Annotated in this window: 28 protein-coding genes; 20 read left to right on the top strand and 8 right to left on the bottom strand. The window is 71.1% G+C overall.

Going from position 1 to position 24,711, the window contains the following annotated elements; all coding sequences use genetic code 11:
- Nucleotides 1–59 precede the first annotated feature (59 nt).
- On the bottom strand, nt 60–1,139 hold the full coding sequence (locus JHE00_RS30185; protein ID WP_200324734.1) for an AAA family ATPase: 1,080 nt from the start codon (nt 1,137–1,139) through the stop codon (nt 60–62).
- 256 nt (nt 1,140–1,395) lie between these two features.
- Between JHE00_RS30185 and JHE00_RS30190 the strand changes: the two genes are divergently transcribed.
- The 8 genes from JHE00_RS30190 to JHE00_RS30225 all read left to right on the top strand — a co-directional run bounded on the left by JHE00_RS30190 (nt 1,396) and on the right by JHE00_RS30225 (nt 8,288).
- Entirely contained in the window at nt 1,396–1,761 is a 366-nt protein-coding gene (locus tag JHE00_RS30190) for a hypothetical protein (RefSeq protein ID WP_200324736.1), read from the top strand.
- Nucleotides 1,762–1,765: 4 nt separating this feature from the next.
- Entirely contained in the window at nt 1,766–2,347 is a 582-nt protein-coding gene (locus JHE00_RS30195) for a DUF3558 family protein (protein WP_200324738.1), read from the top strand.
- Nucleotides 2,344–2,934, top strand: a complete 591-nt coding sequence (locus JHE00_RS30200; protein ID WP_200324740.1) for a PE-PGRS family protein — start codon at nt 2,344–2,346, stop codon at nt 2,932–2,934. The genes JHE00_RS30195 and JHE00_RS30200 overlap by 4 nt, the downstream gene beginning before the upstream one ends.
- Nucleotides 2,931–3,674 (top strand): ESX secretion-associated protein EspG, encoded by a 744-nt coding sequence (locus JHE00_RS30205; protein ID WP_200324742.1) that lies wholly within the window; start codon nt 2,931–2,933, stop codon nt 3,672–3,674. The genes JHE00_RS30200 and JHE00_RS30205 overlap by 4 nt, the downstream gene beginning before the upstream one ends.
- A 341-nt stretch (nt 3,675–4,015) precedes the next feature.
- Nucleotides 4,016–4,447: a division/cell wall cluster transcriptional repressor MraZ gene (gene mraZ / locus JHE00_RS30210; RefSeq protein WP_200324744.1), complete on the top strand. Its 432-nt coding sequence runs from the start codon at nt 4,016–4,018 to the stop codon at nt 4,445–4,447.
- Nucleotides 4,448–4,642: 195 nt separating this feature from the next.
- Nucleotides 4,643–5,599: a 16S rRNA (cytosine(1402)-N(4))-methyltransferase RsmH gene (gene rsmH / locus JHE00_RS30215; protein ID WP_307832183.1), complete on the top strand. Its 957-nt coding sequence runs from the start codon at nt 4,643–4,645 to the stop codon at nt 5,597–5,599.
- Nucleotides 5,599–6,372, top strand: coding sequence for a cell division protein FtsL (gene ftsL, locus JHE00_RS30220; RefSeq protein WP_200324747.1), 774 nt, complete (start codon nt 5,599–5,601; stop codon nt 6,370–6,372). The genes rsmH and ftsL overlap by 1 nt, the downstream gene beginning before the upstream one ends.
- On the top strand, nt 6,372–8,288 hold the full coding sequence (locus JHE00_RS30225) for a peptidoglycan D,D-transpeptidase FtsI family protein (protein ID WP_200324749.1): 1,917 nt from the start codon (nt 6,372–6,374) through the stop codon (nt 8,286–8,288). Before ftsL ends, JHE00_RS30225 begins: the two co-directional genes overlap by 1 nt.
- 95 nt (nt 8,289–8,383) lie before the next feature.
- On the opposite strand, the gene JHE00_RS30230 is transcribed toward JHE00_RS30225, so the two are convergent.
- Nucleotides 8,384–9,211: an ABC transporter permease gene (locus JHE00_RS30230; RefSeq protein ID WP_200324751.1), complete on the bottom strand. Its 828-nt coding sequence runs from the start codon at nt 9,209–9,211 to the stop codon at nt 8,384–8,386.
- A complete protein-coding gene (locus JHE00_RS30235) occupies nt 9,208–10,191 on the bottom strand; it encodes an ATP-binding cassette domain-containing protein (RefSeq protein ID WP_200324753.1) in 984 nt (327 codons plus the stop codon). The genes JHE00_RS30230 and JHE00_RS30235 overlap by 4 nt, the downstream gene beginning before the upstream one ends.
- Nucleotides 10,192–10,282: 91 nt before the next feature.
- Between JHE00_RS30235 and JHE00_RS30240 the strand changes: the two genes are divergently transcribed.
- Nucleotides 10,283–11,014 (top strand): TetR/AcrR family transcriptional regulator, encoded by a 732-nt coding sequence (locus tag JHE00_RS30240; RefSeq protein WP_307832184.1) that lies wholly within the window; start codon nt 10,283–10,285, stop codon nt 11,012–11,014.
- A 22-nt stretch (nt 11,015–11,036) separates the two neighbouring features.
- Here JHE00_RS30240 and JHE00_RS30245 read toward each other — a convergent pair whose 3' ends face one another.
- Nucleotides 11,037–12,833: an AMP-dependent synthetase/ligase gene (locus JHE00_RS30245; RefSeq protein WP_200324757.1), complete on the bottom strand. Its 1,797-nt coding sequence runs from the start codon at nt 12,831–12,833 to the stop codon at nt 11,037–11,039.
- Nucleotides 12,834–12,974: 141 nt separating this feature from the next.
- Between JHE00_RS30245 and JHE00_RS30250 the strand changes: the two genes are divergently transcribed.
- From JHE00_RS30250 to JHE00_RS30280, 7 genes are read left to right on the top strand one after another with little or no spacing between them, the layout of a single operon-like run.
- A complete protein-coding gene (locus JHE00_RS30250) occupies nt 12,975–13,382 on the top strand; it encodes a polyketide cyclase / dehydrase and lipid transport (protein ID WP_372440518.1) in 408 nt (135 codons plus the stop codon).
- A 9-nt stretch (nt 13,383–13,391) separates the two neighbouring features.
- On the top strand, nt 13,392–14,180 hold the full coding sequence (locus JHE00_RS30255) for a metallophosphoesterase family protein (RefSeq protein ID WP_200324759.1): 789 nt from the start codon (nt 13,392–13,394) through the stop codon (nt 14,178–14,180).
- A 26-nt stretch (nt 14,181–14,206) separates the two neighbouring features.
- Entirely contained in the window at nt 14,207–14,659 is a 453-nt protein-coding gene (locus JHE00_RS30260) for an SRPBCC family protein (RefSeq protein ID WP_200324761.1), read from the top strand.
- A 1-nt stretch (nt 14,660) separates the two neighbouring features.
- Nucleotides 14,661–15,800 carry an ArsA family ATPase gene (locus JHE00_RS30265; RefSeq protein ID WP_200324763.1) on the top strand — a complete coding sequence of 380 codons (1,140 nt, stop codon included), beginning with the start codon at nt 14,661–14,663 and terminating at the stop codon, nt 15,798–15,800.
- 2 nt (nt 15,801–15,802) lie between these two features.
- Nucleotides 15,803–16,258, top strand: a complete 456-nt coding sequence (locus JHE00_RS30270; RefSeq protein ID WP_200324765.1) for a hypothetical protein — start codon at nt 15,803–15,805, stop codon at nt 16,256–16,258.
- A complete protein-coding gene (locus JHE00_RS30275) occupies nt 16,259–17,215 on the top strand; it encodes an ROK family protein (RefSeq protein ID WP_200324767.1) in 957 nt (318 codons plus the stop codon). It begins immediately after the preceding gene.
- Between the two features lie 9 nt (nt 17,216–17,224).
- Nucleotides 17,225–18,112, top strand: coding sequence for an NUDIX hydrolase (locus JHE00_RS30280; RefSeq protein ID WP_200324769.1), 888 nt, complete (start codon nt 17,225–17,227; stop codon nt 18,110–18,112).
- On the opposite strand, the gene JHE00_RS30285 is transcribed toward JHE00_RS30280, so the two are convergent.
- Both JHE00_RS30285 and JHE00_RS30290 read right to left on the bottom strand, forming a co-directional pair.
- The gene (locus JHE00_RS30285) at nt 18,109–18,648 is read right to left on the bottom strand and encodes a hypothetical protein (protein ID WP_200324771.1); all 540 of its coding nucleotides are present in this window, start codon (nt 18,646–18,648) and stop codon (nt 18,109–18,111) included. The genes JHE00_RS30280 and JHE00_RS30285 overlap by 4 nt on opposite strands.
- Entirely contained in the window at nt 18,645–19,406 is a 762-nt protein-coding gene (locus JHE00_RS30290) for an alpha/beta hydrolase (protein WP_200324774.1), read from the bottom strand. The genes JHE00_RS30285 and JHE00_RS30290 overlap by 4 nt, the downstream gene beginning before the upstream one ends.
- A gap of 189 nt (nt 19,407–19,595) precedes the next feature.
- Between JHE00_RS30290 and JHE00_RS30295 the strand changes: the two genes are divergently transcribed.
- Nucleotides 19,596–20,357 carry a lysophospholipid acyltransferase family protein gene (locus JHE00_RS30295; RefSeq protein ID WP_200324776.1) on the top strand — a complete coding sequence of 254 codons (762 nt, stop codon included), beginning with the start codon at nt 19,596–19,598 and terminating at the stop codon, nt 20,355–20,357.
- A 21-nt stretch (nt 20,358–20,378) separates the two neighbouring features.
- Complete coding sequence (locus tag JHE00_RS30300) at nt 20,379–20,882, top strand: polyadenylate-specific 3'-exoribonuclease AS (protein WP_200324778.1); 504 nt, start codon at nt 20,379–20,381, stop codon at nt 20,880–20,882.
- A gap of 49 nt (nt 20,883–20,931) precedes the next feature.
- On the opposite strand, the gene JHE00_RS30305 is transcribed toward JHE00_RS30300, so the two are convergent.
- Entirely contained in the window at nt 20,932–22,023 is a 1,092-nt protein-coding gene (locus JHE00_RS30305) for a 3-deoxy-7-phosphoheptulonate synthase (protein ID WP_200324780.1), read from the bottom strand.
- A 360-nt stretch (nt 22,024–22,383) separates the two neighbouring features.
- Here JHE00_RS30305 and JHE00_RS30310 point away from each other — a divergent pair, with 360 nt between their 5' ends.
- On the top strand, nt 22,384–23,409 hold the full coding sequence (locus JHE00_RS30310; RefSeq protein ID WP_200324782.1) for a 6-phosphofructokinase: 1,026 nt from the start codon (nt 22,384–22,386) through the stop codon (nt 23,407–23,409).
- Nucleotides 23,410–23,481: 72 nt separating this feature from the next.
- On the opposite strand, the gene JHE00_RS30315 is transcribed toward JHE00_RS30310, so the two are convergent.
- Nucleotides 23,482–23,928, bottom strand: coding sequence for a hypothetical protein (locus JHE00_RS30315; RefSeq protein ID WP_200324784.1), 447 nt, complete (start codon nt 23,926–23,928; stop codon nt 23,482–23,484).
- Nucleotides 23,929–24,005: 77 nt separating this feature from the next.
- On the opposite strand from JHE00_RS30315, the gene JHE00_RS30320 reads away from it, so the two are divergent.
- A complete protein-coding gene (locus JHE00_RS30320) occupies nt 24,006–24,671 on the top strand; it encodes a DUF2461 domain-containing protein (RefSeq protein WP_200324786.1) in 666 nt (221 codons plus the stop codon).
- Nucleotides 24,672–24,711: the final 40 nt, after the last annotated feature.

The raw sequence follows: 24,711 nt of genomic DNA on the forward strand, positions 1-24,711 counted from the left end.
GGCGCGGTGGCCGGATCAGCTGGGGATGACCTGGTCACGTGGGTCCGTCTCCCGGGTCGTTACCGGTGGCCCAGTCCATTGCCGCCGTGCGGGACCGGCACCCGGTGCAGCACGCCCCGGATCACGTCGGTCGCGGAGCGGCGTGCGGCGTGGGCCTCCGTGGTGAGCACGAGCCGGTGGGCGAGCACCGGGACCGCGACGGCGTGCAGGTCGTCGGGCACCACGTACTCCCTGCCGGAGAGCGCGGCCTGCGCGCGGGCGGCGCGGACCAGCTGGAGCGTGGCGCGTGGCGACGCCCCGAGCCGCAGCTCGGGCACCTGGCGGGTCGCGGAGGCGAGTTCCACCGCGTACTGGCGAACTTCGGGCGCGATGTGCATGCCGCGCACGGTCTCGATCAGCCGGTGCACGGTCGCGCCGTCGGACACGGGCTGCAGGTCGTCGATCGGGTTGTGCCCGGCGTGCTCGTCGACCATCGCGAGCTCGGCCTTGGGGTCGGGGTAACCGATCGAGACCCGCGCGGTGAACCGGTCGCGCTGCGCCTCGGGCAGGGCGTAGGTGCCCTCCATCTCGATCGGGTTCTGCGTCGCGATCACCATGAAGGGGTCGTCGAGGTGGTAGGTGGCGGTGTCCACCGTGACCTGCCGCTCCTCCATGCACTCCAGCAGCGCCGACTGCGTCTTCGGCGAGGCGCGGTTGATCTCGTCGCCCACCACGATGTTGGCGAACACCGGGCCGGGGCGGAACTCGAAGTCCGAGGAGTGCCGGTTGTAGATCGAGACGCCGGTGATGTCGCTGGGCAGCAGGTCCGGCGTGAACTGGATCCGGCTCACCGTGCAGTCGATGGAGCGGGCGAGTGCCTTGGCCAGCGACGTCTTGCCGACGCCCGGCACGTCCTCGACCAGCAGGTGGCCCTCGGCGAGCAGCGTGACGAGCGCGATGCGGACGACCTCTGGCTTGCCGACGAGTACGCGCTCGACGTTGCTCGCGATGCGCCGGACGGTGTCGTGCAGCTCGTCGAGCCCGGCGGGACCCTGCCCGTTGCCGCCACCCGGGTACGACCCACCCGGGTATGGCGCCGCTTCGGTGGTCTGCTCGCCGTTCAGCTCGGCGGTTGCAGCAGACTGTGGTCTCGACGTCACACGACCTCCTGTGCCAGTGCACTCACACATGCCACGAACGTGTGGTGATCATCCGTGGGAAGACTTCCTCACCCTCGACAAGCCTCCCACGAAGTGTGTCAAACGCGGGCGAACTCCATGATTCAACCCTGCGGTCACACAAGGTCACCAGCGCCGATGGCCCGATCAGGTGAGCCCGGCGAAGCCCTCCCGATGACCCTCGGTTCTGACCTATGCTCCGAACCGGAACCAGGCGACTACGGAGAGGCGCGAGCCGATGACCGACGTGAAACTGGCGGCCCCCGGGGTGTCGCCGGTGCCGGCCGAGGCGTTCGCCGTGTCACCGGAACTGGCTGGCGACGCGTTCCAGCGGCTGAGCGAGCTGCAGGACGTGGTGGGCCAGCTGGTGCGGCAGGCCAAAGTACTGGGCCGCTCGGTGCCGCTCGGCAGCGGGTACGCGGGCGAGGTCGGCGACTTCATGGCGCAGTACGGCCTCGGCGGCGAGGAGTCCGCCGCCGAGTCGCTCACCCGCTTCGGCCGCGAGCTCGAAGACCTCAAGGTCCAGATCACCGCGGCGCTCGAGCGATACAGCTCCGAGGACGAGGCCTCCGCGGACGGCGTCGACTGCGTGGGCGGCGGCTGAACCAATGCGCCGCCTCGCTCTCCTCCTTCCCCTCGTCTCCCTGCTCGGGCTCGCGGTCGCCTGCGGCCAGGTGCAGGGCGAGCCCTCCGGCGCCGACGGCATCGGCGCGCGCACCGGTGCGCCGTCGGCGCCTGCTTCGGAGTCCTCGAGCCCCTCCGAGTCCACGACCCAGCCACCTGCCGCGGCCGATCCGTGCGGGCTGCTGTCTCCCGCGGAGCGCTCGACCGCCGGTCTGACCTCTCCGGGGGAGCCGAAGTCCATCGGGGGCGCGCAGGCGTGCGACTACACCGAGACCGGTTCCCACGGCGTCACCATCACGCTGGACGAGACCTCCGGGCTCGACGAGCTGCGCACCGGCGAGAACGAGTCCGCCGAGGAACTCAGGATCGGCACCCACGACGCGCTGCGGGTCGCCGACGCCGAAGCCGACGACGGCACGTGCGCGGTCCTGCTGGCGGCGGGGGAGTCCGCGAGCGTGCACGTGGACGTGTCCAACACGAACTTCACCGGTACCGCCGAGGCGTGCACGCGGGCGGACACGGTGGCCGAGCTGATCGAACCGAAACTGCCGGGAGGGCTGTCATGACCGGCCGGGCGCTACCGAGCACGGACCGCCGCTACGAGTGGTACAGCCACGAGGCGCTCAAGGCACAGGTCGAGTCGGGCAACGAGCCCGCCGAGGCGGGCGAGATCGGTCGCGAGTGGAGTGAGCTGGCCGGCGCGCTGCGCGACGCGGGCGACGCGATCACCGGGATGTCCGGCGAGAGCGAACAGGCCTGGACCGGACAGGGCGGCGACGCGCTGCGCCGGGTGCTGGCCAGTGCCGCGGGGTGGTCGCGCGAGGTCGCGGCCGTGTCGCAGACCCTGGGTGACGCGGTGGGCAGCCAGGCCGAGGCCGCGGCCAGGGCCCGCGCCGAGATGCCGGAACCGGTGCCCTACGAACCCGGCGACCTGATCCGCAGCGCCGTGGCGGCAGGCGACATCGGCGCGCTCGCGGGGCTGTCCGGCATGTTGTCCGCCATGCGGGAGGAGTCCGAGGCCGCCAGGCAACGGGCGATCGACGTTCTTTACGCGCGCGACGCCGCGCTGCGCGAGGCCGTGCCCCCGTCGTCGTTCTCGGCGCCGCCGCCGCTCACGAGCGGATCGGCGCAGGGCGGGCCGGTCCCGCGTTGATCCGGCTGTCGGCATCGGCGTTCGACATCCTCTGGTCCGACCTCGGGCACGGCAGCCCACCTGCTCCGTTGCACGTGCCGAGCGTGGGCGAGACCGACGCCGAGCGTGCGGAGATCCGGCGCGCCGTGCACGACAACCTCGCCGAGCGCGGGCTGTTCACCCGCGGCGGGCCCGACGAGGCGCTGCGCGAGCGGCTCGGTCTGCTGGCGAGCGCGTCGGTCTACGTCGAGTGTGAAGCGCTGCTGGACCTGGACGAGCCGGAGCCCGTGCGGGCCGTCGCCGCCGCGCGTGGCCGCGACGGCGTGCTGGCCGTGCAGCCTCAGCGCACCATCGGGTTGTCGGCGATCGGGGAGGGCGAACTGTTCTCCGCCGCCGTGTCCGTGCTGCCGGAGCTGGAGCCCGGCCCCGGCCAGGGCGTGAGCCTGCCGGCCTCGGCGCTGGGATCCGCCGCGGATCCCGTGTACGACAGCGCCTCCCGTGGCTCGGCGGCCTACGAGCGGCAGGTGCGCGAGGTGCTCGCCATCCAGGCCAGGCCCGCGCTCGCCGCGGGCCAGTTCTCCGTGAGTGTCCGAGATGGACACCGGTTGCACCGGCTCGGCGGGGTGAGCTGGTTCGTCACCGACGTGGGCGCCTACCTCGGCACCGTCGCGGCGGGCCGGGGCGACGAGGACTGGATCAGTGTGGCGCCGGTGGACCAGTCGCGCCTGGCTGCCCGGCTCGCCGACATCGTCGACGCCTGAGCCCCCGCTTCCCCCACCACCCACCACGCCCCCCACTTTCCGCCACCGGGACCCCGAAGGTCCGTTCCTGCGGGCTCCGGTGCCTCTGAAAACCCTCAGACGCACGTGTCCACTCACCCGCGGCGGCGATCTCCCCCCACTGGCCCCCACCTGATCCCCACCTCGTTGACCTGCGCAAACTCTGAATGCACGTGCACGATCGAGCTGTTTCTACGTTGACTGTGGTGAAAAGTGGGGTACGGTGGTGACTAGTGGGGCGGAAGGGAAGCCTCGTGGCCGATCTCGCTGAAATCCGCGGGCACGTGGGGATCGACGGCGGTCGGTAGGGGAGGTGGAGGCCGATGTTCCTCGGCACCCACACCCCGAAACTGGACGACAAGGGGCGGCTCACGTTGCCCGCGAAGTTCCGTGACGCGCTGGCGGGTGGGCTGATGATCACCAAGGGACAGGATCACTGCCTCTACGTCTTCCCGCGTGCGGAGTTCGAGCAGATGGCGCGCAAGGTGGCCGAGGCGCCGTTCACGAACGAATCGGTGCGGGCCTACCAGCGGTATCTGTTCGCGGGAACCGACGAACAGCGTCCGGACGGCCAGGGGCGCATCGCCATCGCCAACGAGCTCCGTCGCTATGCGGGGCTCAACAAGGACTGCGTGGTGATCGGAGCGATCACCAGGCTGGAGATCTGGGACGCCCCGTCGTGGCAGGGCTACTTGGAAGAACACGAAGACAGTTACGCCAAGGCGCAGGAGGAGATCCTGCCCGGCGTGTTCTGACGATCGGCCGGGACACCCGCGTGGTCGGGAGGCGCGGGTTCCCGCTGATCGTGCTGAGGGAACGACGAAGTTCCGACGCGGATGCCGTCAGGCTGCGGCCCTGATGCACCTTCCCCGGTATCAGGTCCGCAACCTGACGGCATCCGCATTGGAAGTGAAAAAAACGGGGCGGTGAGGCGAAAGGGGGCGGCGCCTGTGAACAACGGCACCGCGCACCTGCCTGTGCTGCTCGACCGCGTGCTGGAGCTCTTCGCTCCCGCGCTCACCGGCCGCGACGCCGTGCTGGTCGACACCACGCTCGGGCTCGGCGGACACGCCGACGCCCTGCTCTCCGCACATCCCTCGCTCCGCCTGATCGGACTCGACCGGGACCCCAACGCGCTCGAGCGCTCCCGTGAACGGCTCGCCCGCCACGGGGAGCGCGCGGAGTTCGTCCACGCCGTGTACGACCGGCTGCCCGACGTGCTCGAGGAGCGCGGGCTGTCGCATGTGGACGGCGTGCTGATGGACCTGGGCGTGTCGTCGATGCAACTCGACCTCGCCGAGCGCGGGTTCGCCTACTCCAAGGACGCACCGCTCGACATGCGCATGGACCCGACCACGGGACGCACCGCGGCCGACGTGCTCAACACCTACGCGGTCGGCGACCTGACGCGGATCCTGCGCGAGTACGGCGAGGAACGCTTCGCTCACCGCATCGCCAAGGCCGTCGCCGCGGAGCGCGAGAAGCAACCCTTCGATCGCAGCGAACGGCTCGTCGAACTGCTCTACGACACGGTGCCCGCGCCGAGCAGGCGCACCGGAGGGCATCCCGCGAAGCGCACGTTCCAGGCTCTGCGCATCGAGGTCAACGGGGAGCTGGACACGCTGCGGACCGCCGTGCCCTCGGCGATCGACGCACTGGTTCCCGGCGGCCGCATCGTCGTGGAGTCCTACCAGTCGCTGGAGGACCGGATCGTCAAGCGCGCGTTCGCCGAGAAGGCGAGTTCGCGCACCCCCGAGGGGCTGCCGGTGGAGCTGCCGGGCCACGGTCCCGAGCTGCGCCTGCTCACCCGGGGAGCCGAGAAGGCCGACGAGCGGGAGATCGAACACAACGCGCGTGCCGCCTCGGTGCGGTTGCGCGCGGCCGAACGGATTGGAGCGGATGCCTGATGACCGCACCTGCACGCACCCGCACACGTTCCCGCTCCCAGTCCGCGACCCGTACCCGGCAGCGAGCACGCGCGTCCGTCACCACCGCGCCCGAGGCACCGGAGGTCGTCGGTTCGCCGAAGCGGCGAAGCTCCGCCGCGGAACGGGCCTACGCCCGCCGCGCGCAGCGCGCACAGGAGTTGCGCCAGGAGGCCGTCCGCGAGCCACAGGCCCAGGGGCTGAAGCTGCGCCTGCGCTGGCCGCGTTCCCGCGCGTCGTTCGTGCTGCTGTTGATGGCGCTCATGGTGGCGGGAGTGGCGACGACGCTGTGGCTGTCCACTCAGGCCATCGCGGACTCCTACCGGCTGGAAGAGCTGCGGCAGAACAACGCGCAGCTCGCCGAGAACTCCGAGCAGCTGCAGCGCGATGTCTCCTCCGCCGAGTCGCCCGGCTCGCTGGCGGACCGGGCCAAGGCGCTCGGCATGGTGCCCGGCGGCAACCCGGCCCGCATCGTGGTGAACCCCGACGGTTCGCTGCGCGTCGTCGGCGAGCCCACCGAGGCGACCGAACCCGCGCCGCCGCCCGCGCCCGAGCAGCCGGAACCGCCCGCTCCGGCGGACGGTGAGCAGGCACAGGGCGAGCAGGCTCAGGGGCGGGAGCAGGGCGAGGCCCCCGCGGGGCAGAACGAGAGCCAGGACGGGGCCCAGGGGGAGAACCAGGGCCAGGACCCGCAGGCCGGTGACGCGGCCGAGGGCCGGTCACAGGAGGAACAGGCAGCGACCGAAGGGGACTGATGCCAGGCCAGGCACGATCGCGAGGGGGCGGCGGCGGAACCCGCCGCACCTACTCGGCGAAGGCGCGCAGAGGGGGCGCGCCCAGCAGCGACGGTGGCAACCGGACCCGGTTCGTGGCCGGGCGGATCTTCCTGGTCGTCCTGCTGGTCGCGGCGGGGCTGAAACTCGTGCAGGTGCAGGGTTTCCAGGCCGAGGCGTTGTCTGAGAAGGCCGAGCGCCAGCGCACCACGACCATCGACATCCCGGCCCAGCGCGGCTCCATTGTGGACCGCAACGGGCAGGAGCTGGCGTTCAGCGTGGAGACGCGGATGCTGTGGGCGAACCTGCGGCTGATGCGCAAGACGTGGGACGAGTTCGCGCGCGAGAACCCGGAGACGGGGGAGGACTACAAGACGCGGGTCGCGGAGATCGCCGAGTTCATCGCGGCGAAGCTGCCCGGCAAGACCACCGAGGCGGAGCTGCTCGAGAAGTTCCACAAGGACGCGTCGTTCACCTATCTCGTCGACGAGGTGGAGCCCTCGGTCGCCGACGAGATCAAGGCCGAGTTCCCCGAGATCGGTTTCGAGAAGCGGGCCAAGCGCGAGTACCCGGGTGGAACGCTCGCGTCCAACCTCGTCGGCTTCGCCAACTGGCGTACCGACGATCCGGACGTGTCCAAGCACAACGTCCACGGGCTCTCCGGTCTGGAGAACATGCGCGACAGCGACCTGGCCGGAACTCCGGGGCAGCAGATCGTGGACACCGCGCAGGGACAGGACGGGGTCGTGATCCCCGGTACCGAGCGAGACCTGCAGGACGCGATCCCCGGTTCCGATCTGGAGCTGACGATCGACTCCGACCTGCAGTACGACCTGCAGAACAAGCTCGCGGAGTACGTCAAGGCCGCCGACGCTCAGGGCGGCAGCGCGGTGATCATGGACGCCAAGACCGGTGAGGTCTACGCGCTGGCCAACGACAAGTCGCTGGACCCGAACGCGGGCTCGCTCGACCCCGACCTGATGAACAACACCGCGGTCACCACCCCGTTCGAGCCCGGGTCGGTGAACAAGATCGTCACCGCGGCGGCGGCGGTGGAGCACGGCCTCGTGGAGCCGGACTCGATCCGCCAGGTGCCGGGGTCGATCAAGATCGCCGACCACACCGTGCACGACGCGTGGGACCACGGCACCCAGCCGTTCACGGCCACCGGCATCTTCGCGAAGTCGTCCAACGTGGGCACGCTGATGCTCTCGGAGGAGCTCGGACCGGACCGCTATCTCGATATGCTCAAGAAGTTCGGGCTCGGCAAGCGCACCGGAATCGGCCTGCCCGGCGAGAGCCCCGGCTACATTCCGCCGCGTAGCCAGTGGTCCGGCACGACGTTCGGCAACCTGCCGATCGGGCAGGGCCTGTCGATGACCGTGGTGCAGATGGCGAGCATGTACCAGGCCATCGCGAACGACGGCGTGCGCGTGGAGCCCAGGGTCGTCAGCGCCAAGGTGAACCAGGACGGCGACCGGGTTCCCGAGCCGAAGCCGAAGTCGACGCGTGTGGTGAGCGCCAAGACCGCCGACACGGTCAAGGACATGCTGCGCGCGGTGGTCCAGGACGGCGACACCTACCACCGGGGCACCGCGCCGCAGGCGGCGCTGGAGGGCTACCAGATCTCCGGCAAGACCGGCACCGGTCAGCAGGTCGACCCGAACACCGGCGCCTACAGCGATCATCTTTACAACATCACGTTCGCGGGGATCCTGCCCGCGGACGAGCCGCGGTTCGTGGTGGGTATCCGGCTGGACGCCCCGGACACGACGTTGCCGGAGGGTTCCTCGGCGGCGCCGCTGTTCCAGGAGATCTCGTCCTACCTCGCGCAGCGCTACCAGCTGCCGCTGTCGGACAAGCCGGCTCCGGTCGTGCCGCTGATCCAGGCAGGCTGAGACCTGGCACAGACCTGGCACCTCGGACACCCGCGACAGACGACGACGGCCCGGCGCTTCCCCCGAGGAGCGCCGGGCCGTCGTCGCGTTCGGGCTCAGAGCCCGGCGAGGCGGAACCTCCGGATCGAGAGCGGCACGAAGATCACCAGCAGCAGCACGCACCAGCCGACGGTGGCGAGCACCGGGTTGGCGATGGGCCAGGCCACGTCGCCCGCGGGCAGCCCGGGGTTGCCGAACAGCTCGCGGCAGGCGGCCGTCGCGGCGCTGACCGGGTTCCAGTCGGCGATCGTCTGCAGGATCGCGGGCATCCCGTCGGTGGGCACGAAGATGTTGGAGATCATCGTGATCGGCATGATCAGCGGGCCGATGCGCGCGGCCGTCTCCTCGTTCTTCGCCAGCGCCCCGAGGAACACCCCGACCCACGACACCGCGTACTGCAGCAACAGCAGCAGGGCGAACCCGGCGACGGTGGCGCCGACGCCGTTGTGCGCGCGCCAGCCGAACAGCAGGCCGCACAGGGCCATGATGGCGAGGCTGCCCATCGCGATGATCAGGTCCGCGGCAGTCTGTCCGAACGGGACGGCGGAGCGGGCCATCGGCATTGAGCGGTAACGGTCCATCACGCCGAGCCCGTTGTCCTTGGCGATCACCGTGAGCGCGCCCATCACGGCGAACACGGTGCTCATCACGAACAGCCCCGGCATGAGGTACTCGCGGTAGTTGCCGCCGCCCGGAATCGGGATGGCGGAGCCGAAGACGTAGCCGAACAGGATCACCGACACGAGCGGGAACGCGAACGTGGCCGCGATCTGGCCCGGCTGGTGCTTGAGCTTGAGCAGGTTGCGGCTCATGACGGCGAGCCCGTCGGAGAGGCCGGAGCGCAGTGCCGACGCGGGTGCCGACGCGGGTGCGGGCGCGGTCATCGGGCCGCCTCCTCGGTGGTCGTGGTGGTGGGTTTGCCGGTCAGCGTCAGGAACACCTCGTCGAGGGTGGGCCTGCGGATACCGACGTCCACCGCCTTGACACCCGCCTGGTCGAGCTGGCGCACGATGTCGGGAAGAGCGAGCGAGTCGGATCCCACCGACACGCTCAGCAGCAGGCGGTCGGCATCGACGTCCGGCTCCACCCCGGCGTTGGCGAGCACGGCGAGCGCCCGCGCGGCCTCCCCGATCTCGGCCGCGTCGCCCACGGTCACGTCGATGCGGCCCCCGATCCGGGCCTTGAGCTCGTCGGGAGTGCCGGACGCGATCACCTTGCCGGTGTCGATCACCGCGATATTCTGGGCGAGCTGGTCGGCCTCGTCGAGGTACTGGGTGGTGAGCAGCACGGTGGTGCCCTGGGCGACGAGCTCGCGCACGGTGTCCCAGATCTCGTTGCGGCTGCGCGGGTCCAGTCCCGTGGTCGGCTCGTCCAGGAATAGCACGGTCGGCGAGATGATCAGGCTCGAGATCAGGTCGAGCCTGCGCCGCATGCCGCCTGAGTAGGTCTTGACCAGCCGGTCGCCCGCGTGGTCGAGGCTGAAGCGCTCGAGCAGCTCGTCGGCGCGCGCCCGGGCCCGCTTGGAGCCGAGGTGGAAGAGCCTGCCGAAGATGCGCAGGTTCTCCCGGCCCGTGAGCTGCTCGTCGAGTGCGGCGTGTTGTCCTGCGAGCCCGATCTGCCTGCGCACGGCGGGTGCGTCGCGCACCACGTCGTGGCCCGCGACCGTGGCCGTGCCCTCGTCGGGCCTGGTGAGTGTCGTGAAAACGCGGACAGCCGTGCTCTTGCCCGCGCCGTTCGGGCCGAGCACGCCGTAGACCATGCCGGCGGGCACGGTGAGGTCGAGCCCGTCGAGGGCCTGCGTCTGCCCGAACCTCTTTCGTAGTCCCTCGGCGACGACCACCGCGTCGCCTGTGTGTGTCCCCATGAAGTCCCCTGAAGTGAGTACGATGTACGCGGTAACCAAGATAGCCAACCGAGTACGACGTACGCAACTAGGTTTCGCCGGAGGAGAACGCGTGGCAGGCAAGAGCGAGGCGCGGCTGTCGAACCTGTCGCGTCTGTGGGGGGATCAGACGCAGCGCACGCGCGGTCCCGCGCCCGCCTACACCTGCGAACAGATCGCCGACGCCGCCATCGAGCTCGCCGACGAGGAGGGGCTGGAGTCGGTCTCCATGCGCAAGGTCGCCGCGCGCCTCGGCACCGGCGCCATGAGCCTGTACCGCTACGTCGAGAGCAAGGACTCGCTCATCGATCTGATGGGCGACCGGATCGTCGGCAGGGAGGGCTGGCCCGAGCTGACCGGCGACTGGAAGCGGGACCTGGGTGACTTCGCGCGCGGGCAGCGACGCGCCCTGCTGGAGCGTCCGTGGCTCTCGCGTGTCTGGTCGGGCATGCCCGCGATCGGGCCGAACATGTTGCGCGGGTTCGAACGCACGATGTCCATTCTGGACGGACTCGGCCTCGGCATCGACGACATGTTCGAGACCATCGGGCTGCTCAACGCCTGGATCGACGGGCACGTGCAGAGCGAGCTCGCACTGCGCGCCTACTTCGGTGACGTCGACGACGAGGAGGTGCAGCGGGCGATGGGGCCCTACGTGCAGGCGGTCATGGACAGTGGTGAGTACCCCTACTTCACGCAGGTGATCACTGACGCCCAAGGCCCCCACGACGACCCCGAGCGGCGTTTCGAGCGGTCACTGGAGCGCCTGCTCGCCGGCATCGAGGCCACTCTCCCCGGTCGGTGAGAGTGGCCCCCGTGCCGCGTGCTTACTTCGCGTAGAGCGAGTCGATCGCCGTGGCGTAGTTCTTGCTCACCACGTTGCGCTTGAGCTTGAGGCTCGGCGTGATCTCGCCGCCCGCCTCGGTGAAGTCGGACGGCAGGATCGTGAACTTCTTGATCGACTCGGCGTGCGACACGAGCTTGTTGGCCTCGTCGACCGCGGCCTGCACCGCCGCCCTGAGGTCGGAGTCGTCGGCCAGGTCGGAGACCGAGGCGCCCTCGGGCTTGCCCCGCTGTGACTTCCAGGTCGGGAAGAACTCCTCGTCGATGGTCACGAGCACGCCGATGAACGGACGCTGGTCGCCCACCACCATCGCCTGGCTGATCAGCGGATCGGCCTTGAGCGTGTCCTCGAGCCCCGACGGTGCGACGTTCTTGCCGCCCGCGGTGACGATGATCTCCTTCTTGCGGCCGGTGATCTTGAGGAAGCCCTCGTCGTCGAGCTCACCGAGATCGCCGGTGTGGAACCAGCCGTCCTCGAGCGACTCCGCGGTGGCCTGGGCGTTGTTCCAGTACGACGTGAACACGATGTCGCCCTTGAGCAGCACCTCGCCGTCGTCGGCGATGCGCACCGAGGTGCCCGCCACCGGCTTGCCGACCGTGCCGACCTTGAACGCGCCCTCGGTGTTGACGTTGGCCGCGGCGCTGGTCTCGGTGAGCCCGTAGCCCTCGAACACCGGAACGCCGATGCCGCGGAAGAAGTGCGCGAGCCGGGCACCCAGCGGGGCGCCACCGGAGACGGCGGCGACGCAGCGTCCGCCGAGCGCCGCGCGCAGCTTGGTGTAGACGAGCTTGTCGAACACGGTGTGCTTGAGCTTGAGTCCCAGCCCGGCCCCGCCGGAGTCCGCGGCCTGGCTGTAGGCGACGGCCGTGGCCTCGGCCGCGTCGAAGATCTTGCCCTTGCCCTCGGAGTGGGCCTTGAGCTTGGCTCCGTTGTAGACCTTCTCGAACACGCGCGGCACGGCCACGACGAACGTGGGCCGGAAGGTGCCGAGGTCGGCCACCAGGTCCTTGATGTCGGCGGTGTGCCCCAGCGTCGCGCGCGAGGCGAAGGCCGTCAGCGCGATGGCGCGGGCCAGGATGTGGGCCAGCGGCAGGAACAGCAGCAGCGAGTTGCCCGCGCCCATCAGCGACGGGAACGCGTCGAGGTCCGCGCGTACCTCGGCGAGCAGGTTGCGGTGCGTCAACGTGACGCCCTTCGGCCTGCCCGTGGTGCCTGACGTGTAGACGATCGTGGCCACCTCGTCGGCCTTCACGGCACGGCGGCGGGTGTGCACGTCGTCGTCGGTGACCTCGGCGCCCCGCGAGCCCAGCTCCTCGAGCGCGGGCGTGGCCCCCTCGATCTGCCACACGTGGTCGAGCGCGGGCAGCTTGTCCCTGACCGTCGCGAGCGTGGCGGTGTGCTCGGCCGTCTCGACGAACACGGCCTTCGCGCCCGAGTCGGAGAGGATCCAGTGCAGCTGCTCGGCCGACGAGGTCTCGTAGATCGGCACCGTGACGCCGCCCGCGGCCCAGATCGCGAAGTCGATCAGGGTCCACTCGTAGCGGGTCTTGGACATGAGCCCGATCCGGTCTCCCTGCTGGATCCCGGCCGAGAGCAGACCCTTCGCGACGGTGAGCACCTCGGCGGCGAACTCGCGCGCGGTCACGTCCCGCCACGAGCCGTCGTCCTGCCTGCGGAAACTCACGGTGTCGCCGAAGCGCTCGGCGTTGGCCCACACGACGTCCGACGCGTTCTCGTCGTCGCCAACTGCTCGGTTGGCGGGGGCGCTGTACTCGCGCACGTGAACCTCCGTGTCCCACTGTGTTACTCGCCGGTCAACTTAGCCGCACGCCGCCCGTTTGACCATGGTTTGTCCCCGGTCCGTCCCTGGGTTGACCATGGGCAGGTCACGGCGGTGCGGTGAGCATGTCATTCTGCACCCGTGTTGGCTTCCCAGAACGCCCCCGCGCTGGACATCGTTGACGAAACGTTCCTTGCGGTGCCGCCGGGCACGGTCGCCGCCGCGTTCGCCGATCCCCGGTCGTGGGCGCGATACTGGCCCGACCTGGTGCTCGAAGTGTATACCGATCGCGGTGACCAGGGACTGCGCTGGACGGTGCGCGGCGCGCTCGTCGGCACCATGGAGGTGTGGCTGGAGCCGGTGCTCGACGGCACCCTGCTGCACTACTTCCTCCGCGCGACCCCGGAGACCGCACTGCGCCCGCGTGAGCTGCGGCGCGAGTTCGACCGCAGGGCCCGCGCCGCGAAGACGATCGCGCTCGGCCTCAAGCAGGTCCTCGAGGACGGCAGGGCCCCGGGTGTGCCGCCCCGTGCCGAGCAGGCTGGGTAGGCTGGAGACGTGCGGGTTCATGTCGTCTCCGACGTGCATGGCAACGCGGAGGCGCTCGCCCGCGCCGGTGAGGGCGCCGACGCGCTCGTGGTGCTCGGAGACCTGATCGACTTCGTCGACTATCACGAGCACGGCAAGGGCATCCTCGGCGCGTTGTTCGGCGCCGACAACGTGGGCACCTTCGCCCGGCTCCGCCGTGAGGGCACCCGCGACGAGACCGTCGCCTTCTCCCGCTCGCTGTGGGCGAGCCTCGAGGATCCAGGCAGCGCCGTGGACGAGGCCATCCGAGCGCAGTACGCCGAGCTCTTCGGCGCGATGACCGCTCCGACCTACGCCGTGCCGGGCAACGTCGACGCGCCCGGACTGTGGCCCGAGTTCGCGGGACCCGGAATCCACCTCACCGACGGCGAGGTGGTGGAGATCGGCGGCCTGCGCTTCGGCTTCATCGGCGGTGCGTTGCTGCCCGACGGCGTGGTGCCCCGGCGCAATGGGATCTGGCGGCCGTACCTGCGCACGCGCGAGGAGTTCGACAAGTCCGCCGCCGAACTGCGCGGCATCGACGTCTTGTGCAGCCACATCCCGCCCGCCGTGCCGGAACTGACCTACGACGTGGTCGCGCGCCGCGCCGAGATCGGTTCCGAGGCGCTGCTCGGGCTCATCACCGCGGAGCAGCCGCGGTGGTCGCTGTTCGGGCACGTCCACCAGCCGCTCGCGGCCCGGTCGCGGTCCGGCCGGACCGAGTGCCGCAACGTCGGTCATTTCAAGCACACGGCGCGCCCGTACGTGCTGCGCTGGTAGGCGGCGCAACCGCTACGCTGACGCCCATGGCCGAGCAGTCCACGCAGTCCATCGAGGTCGACGCCGCGCCAGAGGAGATCATGGCGGTCATCGCCGACCTGTCCTCGTATCCGGAGTGGGCCAAGGCCGTCCAGGAGACCGAGGTGCTCGCCGCCGACGAGGCGGGCAGGGCGAAACAGGTCAAGTTCACTCTGGACTCTGGCCCCGTCAAGGACGTGTACACCCTGGAATACGACTGGGCGGCCGATGGCCTCTCGGTGAGTTGGCACCTCGTGAAGGGGCAGATGCAGAAGGCGCAGAACGGGCGCTATCTGCTCCAGCCCGTCGGCGACCGCACGAAGGTGACCTACACGCTCTCCGTGGAGCTGGTGCTGCCCATGATCGGCCTCCTGCGCCGCAAGGCCGAGAAGATGATCATGGATACGGCGCTCAAGGAGCTCAAGCGCCGCGTCGAGGACGAGGACAAGGACGAGGAGTAGCGTGCGGGTCCTGCTGTTCACCGGCAAGGGCGGCGTCGGCAAGACGACGCTGGCCGCGGCCACGGCGGCCGCGCTCGCGAGCCGGGGCAGCAAGACACTCGTCGTCTCCACCGACCCCGCGCACTCGCTCGGCGACGCGTTCGGCGGGCCGCTCACCGGCGAGCCGGCCGAGGTGGACCCGGGGCTGCACGCCGCGCAGATCGACTCGCGCTCGCTCGTCGACGGTGCCTGGCAGACGCTGCGCGCACAGCTGCGCTCGGCGCTCGTCACGGGCGCGGGGCTCGACAGCCTCGACGCGGAGGAGCTGACCGTCGTCCCCGGCGTCGACGAACTGCTCGCGCTCGGCGAGGTGCGGCGCCTCGCCGAGACCGGGCCGTGGGAGGTCGTGGTCGTCGACTGCGGCCCGACCGCGGAGACGTTGCGGTTGCTGTCGCTGCCCGAGGCGGTGTCGGGCTACCTCACGAGGATGTACGGCTGGAAGACGAAACTGTCCGGCGTCGCGAGGTCGGTCGACAAGCTGGCCTCCCAGCTGGAGTCGTTGCGCGCGCTGCTCACCGACCCGGTCACCACGAGCGTGCGGCTGGTGCTGACGCCCGAGCGCGTGGTGGTGGCCGAGACGCGCCGGACGCTGACCTCGCTCGCCCTGCGCGGCGTTCGCGTCGACGGCCTGATCGTCAACCGCCTGATGCCGGCGCCCGGGATGTGGCGCGGGTCGGCGGCGACGTGGCTGCGCACCCGGCGCGCCCAGCAGGAGGAGGTGCTGGCCGAGCTGTCCCGCTCGGCGCTCGGCGAGGGCATGCTGAGCTCGGTGGAGCACCGCGCCGCCGAGCCGGTCGGCCTGCCCGCGCTGCGCGAGATCGCCCGCGAGCTCTACGGCGACGCCACGCCGCTGGCCGGGGCGGGGGACGACCCCGCCCCGCTGCTCACGATGTCCGAAGTGGACGGCGGCTACGAGCTGCGCGTGGCACTACCGCTCACCAGGGACAGCGTCGTCGACCTGGCTCGCATCGACGACGACCTCGCCATCACCGTGGACGGTTTCCGGCGCCTGGTCGCGCTGCCCGAGACCCTGCGGACGTGCCGGATCGCCGATGCCGAGTCCGATTCCCGCGGACTGCTGGTGCATCTGGAAAGGACCTGACTGTGACGGGCAACGACGACGGCGCCCGGCTCGCCGAGGAGATCCGGTTGCTCGTCGACCTGGTCGTCGACCGCGCGGCGCCGTGGCTCGAGGGTGTGATCGCCGCCGGGCACGGCACCGAGGAACCCGGCGGCGAGAACAGTGGTGAGCACAGCGGTGAGCACGATGGCGAGCCCCGGCCCCGGCAGGGTGCGTGCTCGTGGTGCCCGCTGTGCGCGGTCGTGGCCGTGGTGCGCGGCGAACGCCCCGAGTTGGCCGCGCGAGTGCTCGAACAGGCGGCGCAGCTCGTCGCCCTGCTGCGCGCCGTGCTGGCCGACCGCTGGCAGCCGCAGGAGGGCGTGCACATGCCGGGCTTCGAGCCCGAACCCCGCCCCGAGCCCGCTGGCAACGGCGCGGCGCCCCGGGTCCAGCACGTGGCGGTGCGGCCGAGGGCCGAGTGGGAGCACCAGGAGTCCTAGATGCTGGCGATCGGCGTCGACGTCGGTGGCACGAGTGTGCGGGCCGGCGTCGTGGACGAGCAGGGCGCGCTCCTCGACACCGCGCGGGTGGGCACGCCCGGCGGCGAGGTGGCGCTGGAGGACGCGATCACCGGCGTGGTCGAGGAACTGCGCAACCGGCACGAGATCGGGGCCGTCGGCCTCGCGGTGGCGGCGTTCGTGCGGCCCGACCGGCGCGGAGTGCTGTACGCGCCGCACCTGGCGTGGCGCGCGGCGCCCGTCGGCGACCGCATCGCCAAACGCGTCGGCCTGCCGGTGACACTCGAACACGACGCCAACGCCGCGGCGCTCGGCGAGCACCGCTTCGGCGCCGCCCGGGGTGCGGGCGTGGCGACACTCGTGGCACTCGGCACCGGAATCGGAGCCGGGCTGCTGCTGGACGGCCGCATCTTCCGCGGTGCGCACGGCGTCGCCCCCGAGCTCGGGCACCTGTGCGTGGTGCCCGGCGGCAGGATCTGCTCGTGCGGCAAGTACGGCTGCTGGGAGCGTTACTGCAGCGGGACCGCGCTGGCGGCCACCGCGATCGAGCTCCTCGCGCGTCATCCCGGCCGCTCGACCGTGCTCGCGCGGGAACACCGCGGCGATCCGGGCTCGGTCACGGGACGCCGGGTCGCCGGAGCCGCGCGCGACGGAGATCCGGTCGCCCGGCTCGCGCTGGCCGAGCTGGCCCGCTGGCTGGGGGAGGGCTTCGCGCTCGTCGCCGACGTCTACGACCCCGAGGTGATCGTGCTCGGCGGCGGGGTGTCGGAGTCGGCGCCGCTGTTCCTCGACGAGGCGCGCGAGCACTACGCGCACGCTGTGACCGGCGCGGGACACCGCCCGCTGGCCAGGATCAGGACGGCCCAGCTCGGCGACGAGGCGGCGATCGTGGGGGCCGCGACGCTCGCGAGGGAGGAAACCGCCCGCTCGAATCGCTAGGCTGGCGGGATGCTGCTCGGTGACGGCGACGGGTTCGTCAGCTGCCTGTGCGGTGAGCGGCACTGGGGGCTGCACGGCGCGGCCGGTCTGCTGCTGACCGACCCAGGGCGCGGAGTGTTGCTCCAGCACCGCGCCGGCTGGACCCACCACGGCGAAACCTGGGCGCTTCCCGGCGGCGCGATCCGCTCCGACGAGACGCCCGCGCAGGCGGCGACCCGGGAGACGGAAGAGGAGACCGCGGTACCCGCGTGCTCGGTACGCCTGCTCGCCGCGCGCGCCGAGGACCACGGCAGCTGGAGCTACACCACCGTGCTCGCCACCGTCCGCGACGCCGTGCTCCCGCGCGTCGCCAACGCCGAGAGCACCGCGCTGGACTGGGTCGATCCCGCCGAGGTGGAGAACTACCCGCTGCACCGCAACTTCGCGGCCGCGTGGCCGAGCCTGCGCGCACAGCTCGACCGCGAGCTGGTGTTCGTGGTGGACGGGGCCAACGTGGTGGGCTCGCGACCGGACGGCTGGTGGCGGGACCGGGCGGGCGCGGCGGTGCGGCTGCGCGACCGGCTCGCGGTGCTCACCCGCACCGGCGTCGAGACGGCGGACCTCGATCTCGAGCACGAGGGCCGGTGGCTGTGGTGGCCGAGGATCGTGCTCGTCGTCGAGGGCAAGGCGAAGCGGACGGAGGCGAGTGCCGCCGTCGAGGTGGTGTCCGCCGAGCACGACGGCGACAGTGCGATCGTCGCGACCACGGCCGCGTTGCGCCGCGAGCGCCCTCGCGACCACGTCGTCGTGGTGACCGCGGACCGGCTGCTCGGGCAACGCGTGCGCGCGGAGGGCGCCGCCCTCGTCGCGCCATCGGCGCTGCTGGGACTGCTCGACGCGTGTGAGGCCGCGTCCTAGACCTGGGCGCCGTTGGTCGGATCCGCGCCGTCGGGCGGACCCTGCTTCACCCGCAGCAAGAGCAACGCGATGCCGGTGGCCAGCGCCAGCATGCCGAGCGGCGTGCCCAGGGTGGCGGTGAGCCCGATCAGCCCGGGAGCGATGAGCAGCAGCAGGCCCACCACGAAGAACAGCAACACCACGAACGCGCCCTTGCGCGGCTTCGGCAGGGGAGGCGGCTCCGGTGGCACGTAGTGCTCGTCGTCGCTCGCCGGGTCGGGGCCGAGCATCGTCTCGTCCCAGCCCGAGCCGCCCTCGCGCCAGCCGCCGCCCGCGGGCGCGGGGTCGTCGGTCTGGGGCCTGCGCGGCTCCGGCTCCGGGGCGGCCTCCGCGCGCTCGGCTGCGGCGTCGGTCTTCGGTTCCGGATCCGGATCCGAGCGAGGACCCGGACTGCCCGCCGTCTCCAGGCCGAAGCCCTCGGCGCGCAGGTCGGCGATGATCTCCTCGAAGGTCGCGTCGACGTCCTCCGGACCGTCCGACCCTGCAGTTCTGCTCACCGGGCACCCACCTGCCTGACCTCGCGGACGAACTCCGCGCTGCGTTCGAAGATCAACGGCGCGTCGTTGTCGAGCGTCGCCACGTGGTAACTGTCGCGCAGCGGCACGTCGACGAGCTCGACGCTGCGCACCCCTCGCGCGACGACCTCGGAGTTGACCGGCTCCACGATGTGGTCAACGACCGAGTGCAGCAGCAGAAGCGGCTGCGTCACCAGGGAAAGGTCGGCGCGCACGAGCTTCCAGAGCCTGCGCAGGCTCTCGGCCGCCCGCACCGGGGTCCGATCGTAGGCCAGTTCGGTGACGCCGGGCTTCTTGATGTCCCCGCCGAGCCCCTTCACCGAGGGCAGTACGGGGGCGAGGACCGGCAGGAACTTGGCGTCGAGGCGCCGGGTCAGCACCGACGGGTTCACCAGCGCGAGCCCGGCGACGGCGTCGCCGCGCCGTTGGGCCAGCCGCAGCGCGAGCGTGCCGCCCATCGACTGGCCGAAGACGAACACCGACTCGCAGCGCCGGCTCAGCGCCGTGAACTCGGCGTCGACGCAGTCGTACCAGTCTGTCCACCGCGTCCGGTTGCACTCCTGCCAGGTGGTGCCGTGGCCGGGCAGCCGGGGGCAGCTGACCGTGAGGCCCCGCCCGGCGAGGAACTCGCCCCACGGCCGCATGCTGGCCGGGTTGCCGGTGAAACCGTGACACAAGAGCACGCCGACCTCGGTCGAGTCGGTGTGCGAGAACGGCTCAGCGCCGGCGAGCACAGGCATGCCCGATCGCCCTCCCTGCGAGCTACGTGGTCCCATGTTCGCACGCGCGGCGGCCTCCGTGGAGGACCGGCCCGGCTGTGAGATCGATCGCGGCGCCAGGGCAAGCGGGTGTAGGCGGTTGTGCCACGGCACACACGGTTCGTAGGCTTTCCTGCGGCCGGGTGTGCACAGAAGGAGGGTCTGAACGCGGTGCTGTATCGCCTCATGAAGTACGTGCTGCTCGGTCCATTGCTGCGCCTGTTCTGGCCGACCAAGGTGACGGGCCTGGAGAACATCCCGGAGACCGGCGGCGCGATCGTCGCCAGCAACCATCTCGCCGTGGCCGACTCGTTCTTCATGCCGCTCTACGTGCACCGTCGCGTCACGTTCCCGGCGAAGCAGGAGTATTTCACCGAGCCCGGCATCAAGGGCAAGCTCAAGAAGTGGTTCTTCACCGGCGTCGGGCAGTTCCCGATCGACCGCTCCGGAGGCTCGGCGGCGCAGGCCGCGCTCGACACGGCCACCCGGCTCGTCCAGGAGGGCCGCCTGCTCGGCATCTACCCCGAGGGCACGCGCTCGCCCGACGGCAGGCTCTACAAGGGCAAGACCGGTGTGGCGCGCATCGCACTGGAGTCGCGGGCCCCGGTCATCCCGGTCGCGATGATCGGCACCGACGGCGTCAACCCCATCGGCTCCAAGATGTGGCGGCCGCGCAGGCTCGAGATCCGCTTCGGCGCACCGCTGGACTTCTCGCGCTACGAGGGGCTCTCGGGCGATCGGTTCGTGGAACGCTCGATCACCGACGAGATCATGTACGCGCTGATGGAGCTCTCCGGCCAGGAGTACGTCGACATCTACGCGGCCAAGGCCAAGGAGCTGCTCGCCGCCGAGGAGGCCGGCGTGCGGCCCGCCGTGCCGATGCAGGCGGACGCGCGCGACGCCACGCGGCTCCCGCAGAGCAAGGCAGGCTGAGCCTTCGAGTACCGTGCTGCGGTGCGATTCTTCTACGACACCGAGTTCATCGAGGACGGCGTGACGATCGACCTGGTGTCGATCGGTGTCGTGGACGCCGACGGCCGCGAGTACTACGCCGTCTCCACCGAGTTCGATCCCGCGAAGGCGGGCCCGTGGGTGCGCGAGAACGTGCTGGACAAGCTGCCCTCGCCCGCGGACCCCGCGTGGCGCGGCCGTGAACAGATCCGCGCCGAGCTGCTCGACTTCTTCGGCACCCCGCCGGGTGGGATCGAGCTGTGGGCGTGGTTCGCCGCGTACGACCACGTCGCCCTCGCCCAGCTCTGGGGCCCGATGCCCGCGTTGCCGAGGCAGCTCCCGCGCTTCACCCACGACCTGCGCCAGCGCTGGGAGGACGTCGGTAAGCCGCGGCTGCCGTCGCCGCCGTCCGACGCTCACGACGCGCTCGCCGACGCGCGGCACAACCTCGAGCGCTGGAAAGTGATCGAACAGATCCGCAAGCGCAAGGGTTTCCCCGCGGCCTGAGCCGCCCGCGCCACCTCACGTCGTCGGGAGGTGGCCTGCGGGCGGGTCCTCAGCGCGACGGGACCGCGGCGGCGAGCTCGTCGAGCAGCCCCTCGGTCGTGGACCAGTCGACGCACGCGTCGGTGATGCTCTGGCCGTAGGTCAGCTCGTCGGCCTCGCCCAGCGTGAGGTCCTGGCGCCCACCCTCGAGGAAGCTCTCCAGCATCAGCCCGGCGATGCCGCGCTCGCCGGAGCCGATGCGCCCGGCCAGCTCGCTCACCACACCGGCCTGGCGGTGGTGGTCCTTGCCGCTGTTGCCGTGGCTGGCGTCGACGATGACCCGCTCGGGCAGTCCGGCCTTGGCCAGCCGGGACAGCGTGTCGGCCACGGTCGCGGCGTCGTAGTTGGGTCCGCCGCTGCTGCCGCGCAGGATCACGTGGCAGTCCGGGTTGCCCGCCGTCGTGAACAGCGCCGCGAGCCCGTCGGAGTTGATGCCGGGGAACACGTGGCTCGCCGCGGCGGCGCGCGTCGCGTCCACGGCCACCTGCACGTCACCCTCGGTGGAGTTCTTGATCCCCACCGGCATCGACAGTGCGCTGCACAGCTGCCGGTGCACCTGGCTGGCCGCCGTCCGCGCGCCGATCGAGCCCCAGCTGACGATGTCGGAGATGAACTGCGGCGTGATCGGGTCGAGGAACTCGCAGCCGACCGGAAGTCCCAGCGCGGAGACGTCGAGCAGCAGCTGCCTGGCCAGGCGCAGCCCCTTGTTGACGGCGAAGCTGCCGTCGAGGTCGGGGTCGTTGATCAGGCCCTTCCAGCCGAGCGTGGTCCTGGGCTTCTCGAAGTACACGCGCATCACGATGTGGAGCTGGTCGCGGACCTTGTCGGCGTGCTCGGCGAGCCTGCGCGCGTAGTCGAGCGCGGCCTCGGGGTCGTGCACCGAACACGGACCGGCGACGACGAGCAGCCGGTCGTCGCGGCCGTCGAGGATGTCGATCGTGTCGGCGCGGCCCTGCGCGACGGTCTTGGCGACCGCGGCGTCCAGGGGATGTTCCTCGCGGAGCAGGGCGGGGGACAGCAGCGGGCTGACGTGCGTGGTGCGCTGTTCGTCGAGCTGCGCGGCGGGATCGGTGACGTCCGCGGGAGCTGCGCTGGGTGACATGGGGTGGCTTCCTTTCCGCAAGCCGCCCCGAGTTCGAGCCGGCTTGGCATCCGGCTCGAGGTGGAGGTGGTCAGCGCACGGTGTCGCCGACCGGCCCACCCGGGGCCGGCCTGCTAAACCAGAAATAACGACGCCGCGCGAGGGGGCGGGCGTCCGCGCTGGTGAACTCGTTCACGGCGGTCACACTACAGCCGCCCGCGGCGAATGCGGACCCGGGCACAGAAATCCGAGGCCATCCTTGACAGTGCGGTCGTGACCGGGGAGCCGATCCACCTGCACCGATCAAGTGGAAAACCGCTAGGCTGGCGGCGCCAAGTGTGACGAAAAACAAACGCAAGACAAACGCGGAGGTTTGATCTGATGCGAGTCGGTGTGCTGACCGGTGGCGGGGACTGCCCCGGGCTCAACGCCGTCATCCGTGCGGTCGTGCTGAAGGGCATCGACGCGCACGGCTGGGAGTTCGTCGGCTTCCGCAACGGGTGGCAGGGACCGCTCACCGGCGAGAGCAGGCCGCTGGGCCGCGACGACGTCGAGGGCATCCTCACCCGCGGTGGCACGATTCTGGGGTCCTCCCGGACCAACCCCTACAAGGACGGCGGCGGTTCGGAGCGCATCAAGGAGGTGCTCGCCGAACAGGGTGTCGACGCGCTGGTCGCGATCGGTGGCGAGGACACCCTCGGCGTGGCCAAGCGGCTCACCGACGACGGCGTGAACGTGGTCGGTGTGCCCAAGACCATCGACAACGACCTCGGTGCCACCGACTACACCTTCGGTTTCGACACCGCGGTGCACATCGCCACCGAGGCGATCGACCGGCTGCACACCACGGCGGAGTCGCACCACCGTGCGCTCGTCGTCGAGGTGATGGGCCGCCACGCGGGCTGGATCGCGCTGCACTCCGGCCTCGCCGGTGGCGCGAGCGTGATCCTGGTGCCGGAGCGGCCGTTCTCCGTGGAGCAGGTCGTCCAGTGGGTCGAGCGCCGGTTCGAGCGCGAGTACGCCCCGATCATCGTGGTGGCCGAGGGCGCGCTGCCCGAGGGCGGCGCCGAACTGCTGCAGAGCGGCGAGAAGGACGCCTTCGGGCACGTCCGGCTCGGTGGTGTCGGCACGTGGCTCGCCGAGGAGATCGCGCAGCGCACGGGCAAGGAGTCGCGGGCCGTCGTGCTCGGGCACACCCAGCGCGGCGGGACGCCGACGGCCTACGACCGGGTGCTCGCCACGCGGTTCGGCCTGCACGCGGTGGACGCCGTCGCCGACGGCGACTTCGGCGTGATGGTGGGGCTGCGCGGCACCGACATCGTGCGCGTCAAGCTCTCCGAGGCCACGGCCGAGCTCAAGACCGTGCCGCCGGAGCGCTACGCCGAGGCCGAGGTCTTCTTCGGCTGAGCACCGCGATCGCAGGCGGGCACGGCATTCCCGTGCCCGTCGGCGATAGCGGCGTCCACATCGGACTTGCCGTCAGGGGAGCAGCCGGGCCAGTTCCCTGTCGAGGTCGCTGATCACGAAGGACTTTCCCGCTCGCGTGCGTACCCGCACGGCGGGACCCGGTTCGAGTACGAACGCCACCTCGCCGGCACCGAGCGGGCGGTAGCCGTAGCCGCGAAAGTCCCGCAGCGGCCGCACCTCGTCGAGTACCTCGACGCCGATGATGTCGGCTCTCGGGATCACCTTGCGGAAGACGGGTGCGACCTCGAGCACCACCCGCCGGTCGTCGACGTCGATGCGGTGCCGCACTCCCAGCATCAGCACCGGAATACCGAGCAGGACCACGGTCGCGATGACGGCGTCGAGCATCTCGTCGTCCCGCGTCATCCACACCGCCACGGTGAGCGCCACGCAGAGCGCGAGCGCCGCCAGCAGCACTCGTCGCACGCGGGTGGACGGCGTCAGTGTGCGGCGGTACATGGTCATCACTCTAGAGATGGCTCGCCACCACGGGTCGCCGCCGAGGGGCTGTCGTAGGGCTGTCCTAGGGTTGGCGCATGCGGTTCGGGGGTTTCGGCGAGTACGCGATCGACTTCTACGACGGCCTGGTGGTGGACAACTCCAAGCCCTACTGGGACGCCAACGTCGCGACGTACAAGTCCGACGTGCGCGCACCGATGGAGGCGATGCTGGCGGAGCTGGCGCCCGAGTTCGGCGAGGGTTTCGGCGAGGGCAAGGTGTTCCGCCCCTACCGCGACGTGCGCTTCGCTAAGGACAAGACGCCGTACAAGACCCACTGCGGCGGCGTGATCGAACAGGGCAGGGGTGGCGGCGCCTACTACGTCGAGGTGGGCCCCGACGGGCTGCGGGTGGGCGGCGGCTGCTTCCACCTCGCCGCCGACCAGCTCGCCCGGTACCGCCAGGCCGTCGACACCGAGATCCACGGCGCGGCGCTGGAGCAGGTGCTCGCCACGCTCCGCCGGCAGGGCTGGGAGATCGCGGGCGACGCGCTGAAGACCAAGCCGCGCGGTTTCGACGCCGACCATCCCCGGCTGGACCTGCTGCGGCACCGCTCGGTGTACGCGGTGCGCGTGTGGGAACCCGACGACGCGCTGCACGAGCGCACGTGCCTCGATCGGGTACGAAAGGCGTGGCGTCAGCTGCGCCCGTTCAACGAGTGGGCGCGCGACCACGTGGGCCCGAGCGAGCTCCCGCGGCGGTGAAGGAATCCTTAACGATCTCGGGATCGGTACAGACGTGCGC

The sequence above is a fragment of the Prauserella cavernicola genome, assembly GCF_016595675.1.
GTDB classification, from domain to species: Bacteria; Actinomycetota; Actinomycetes; order Mycobacteriales; family Pseudonocardiaceae; genus Prauserella_A; species Prauserella_A cavernicola.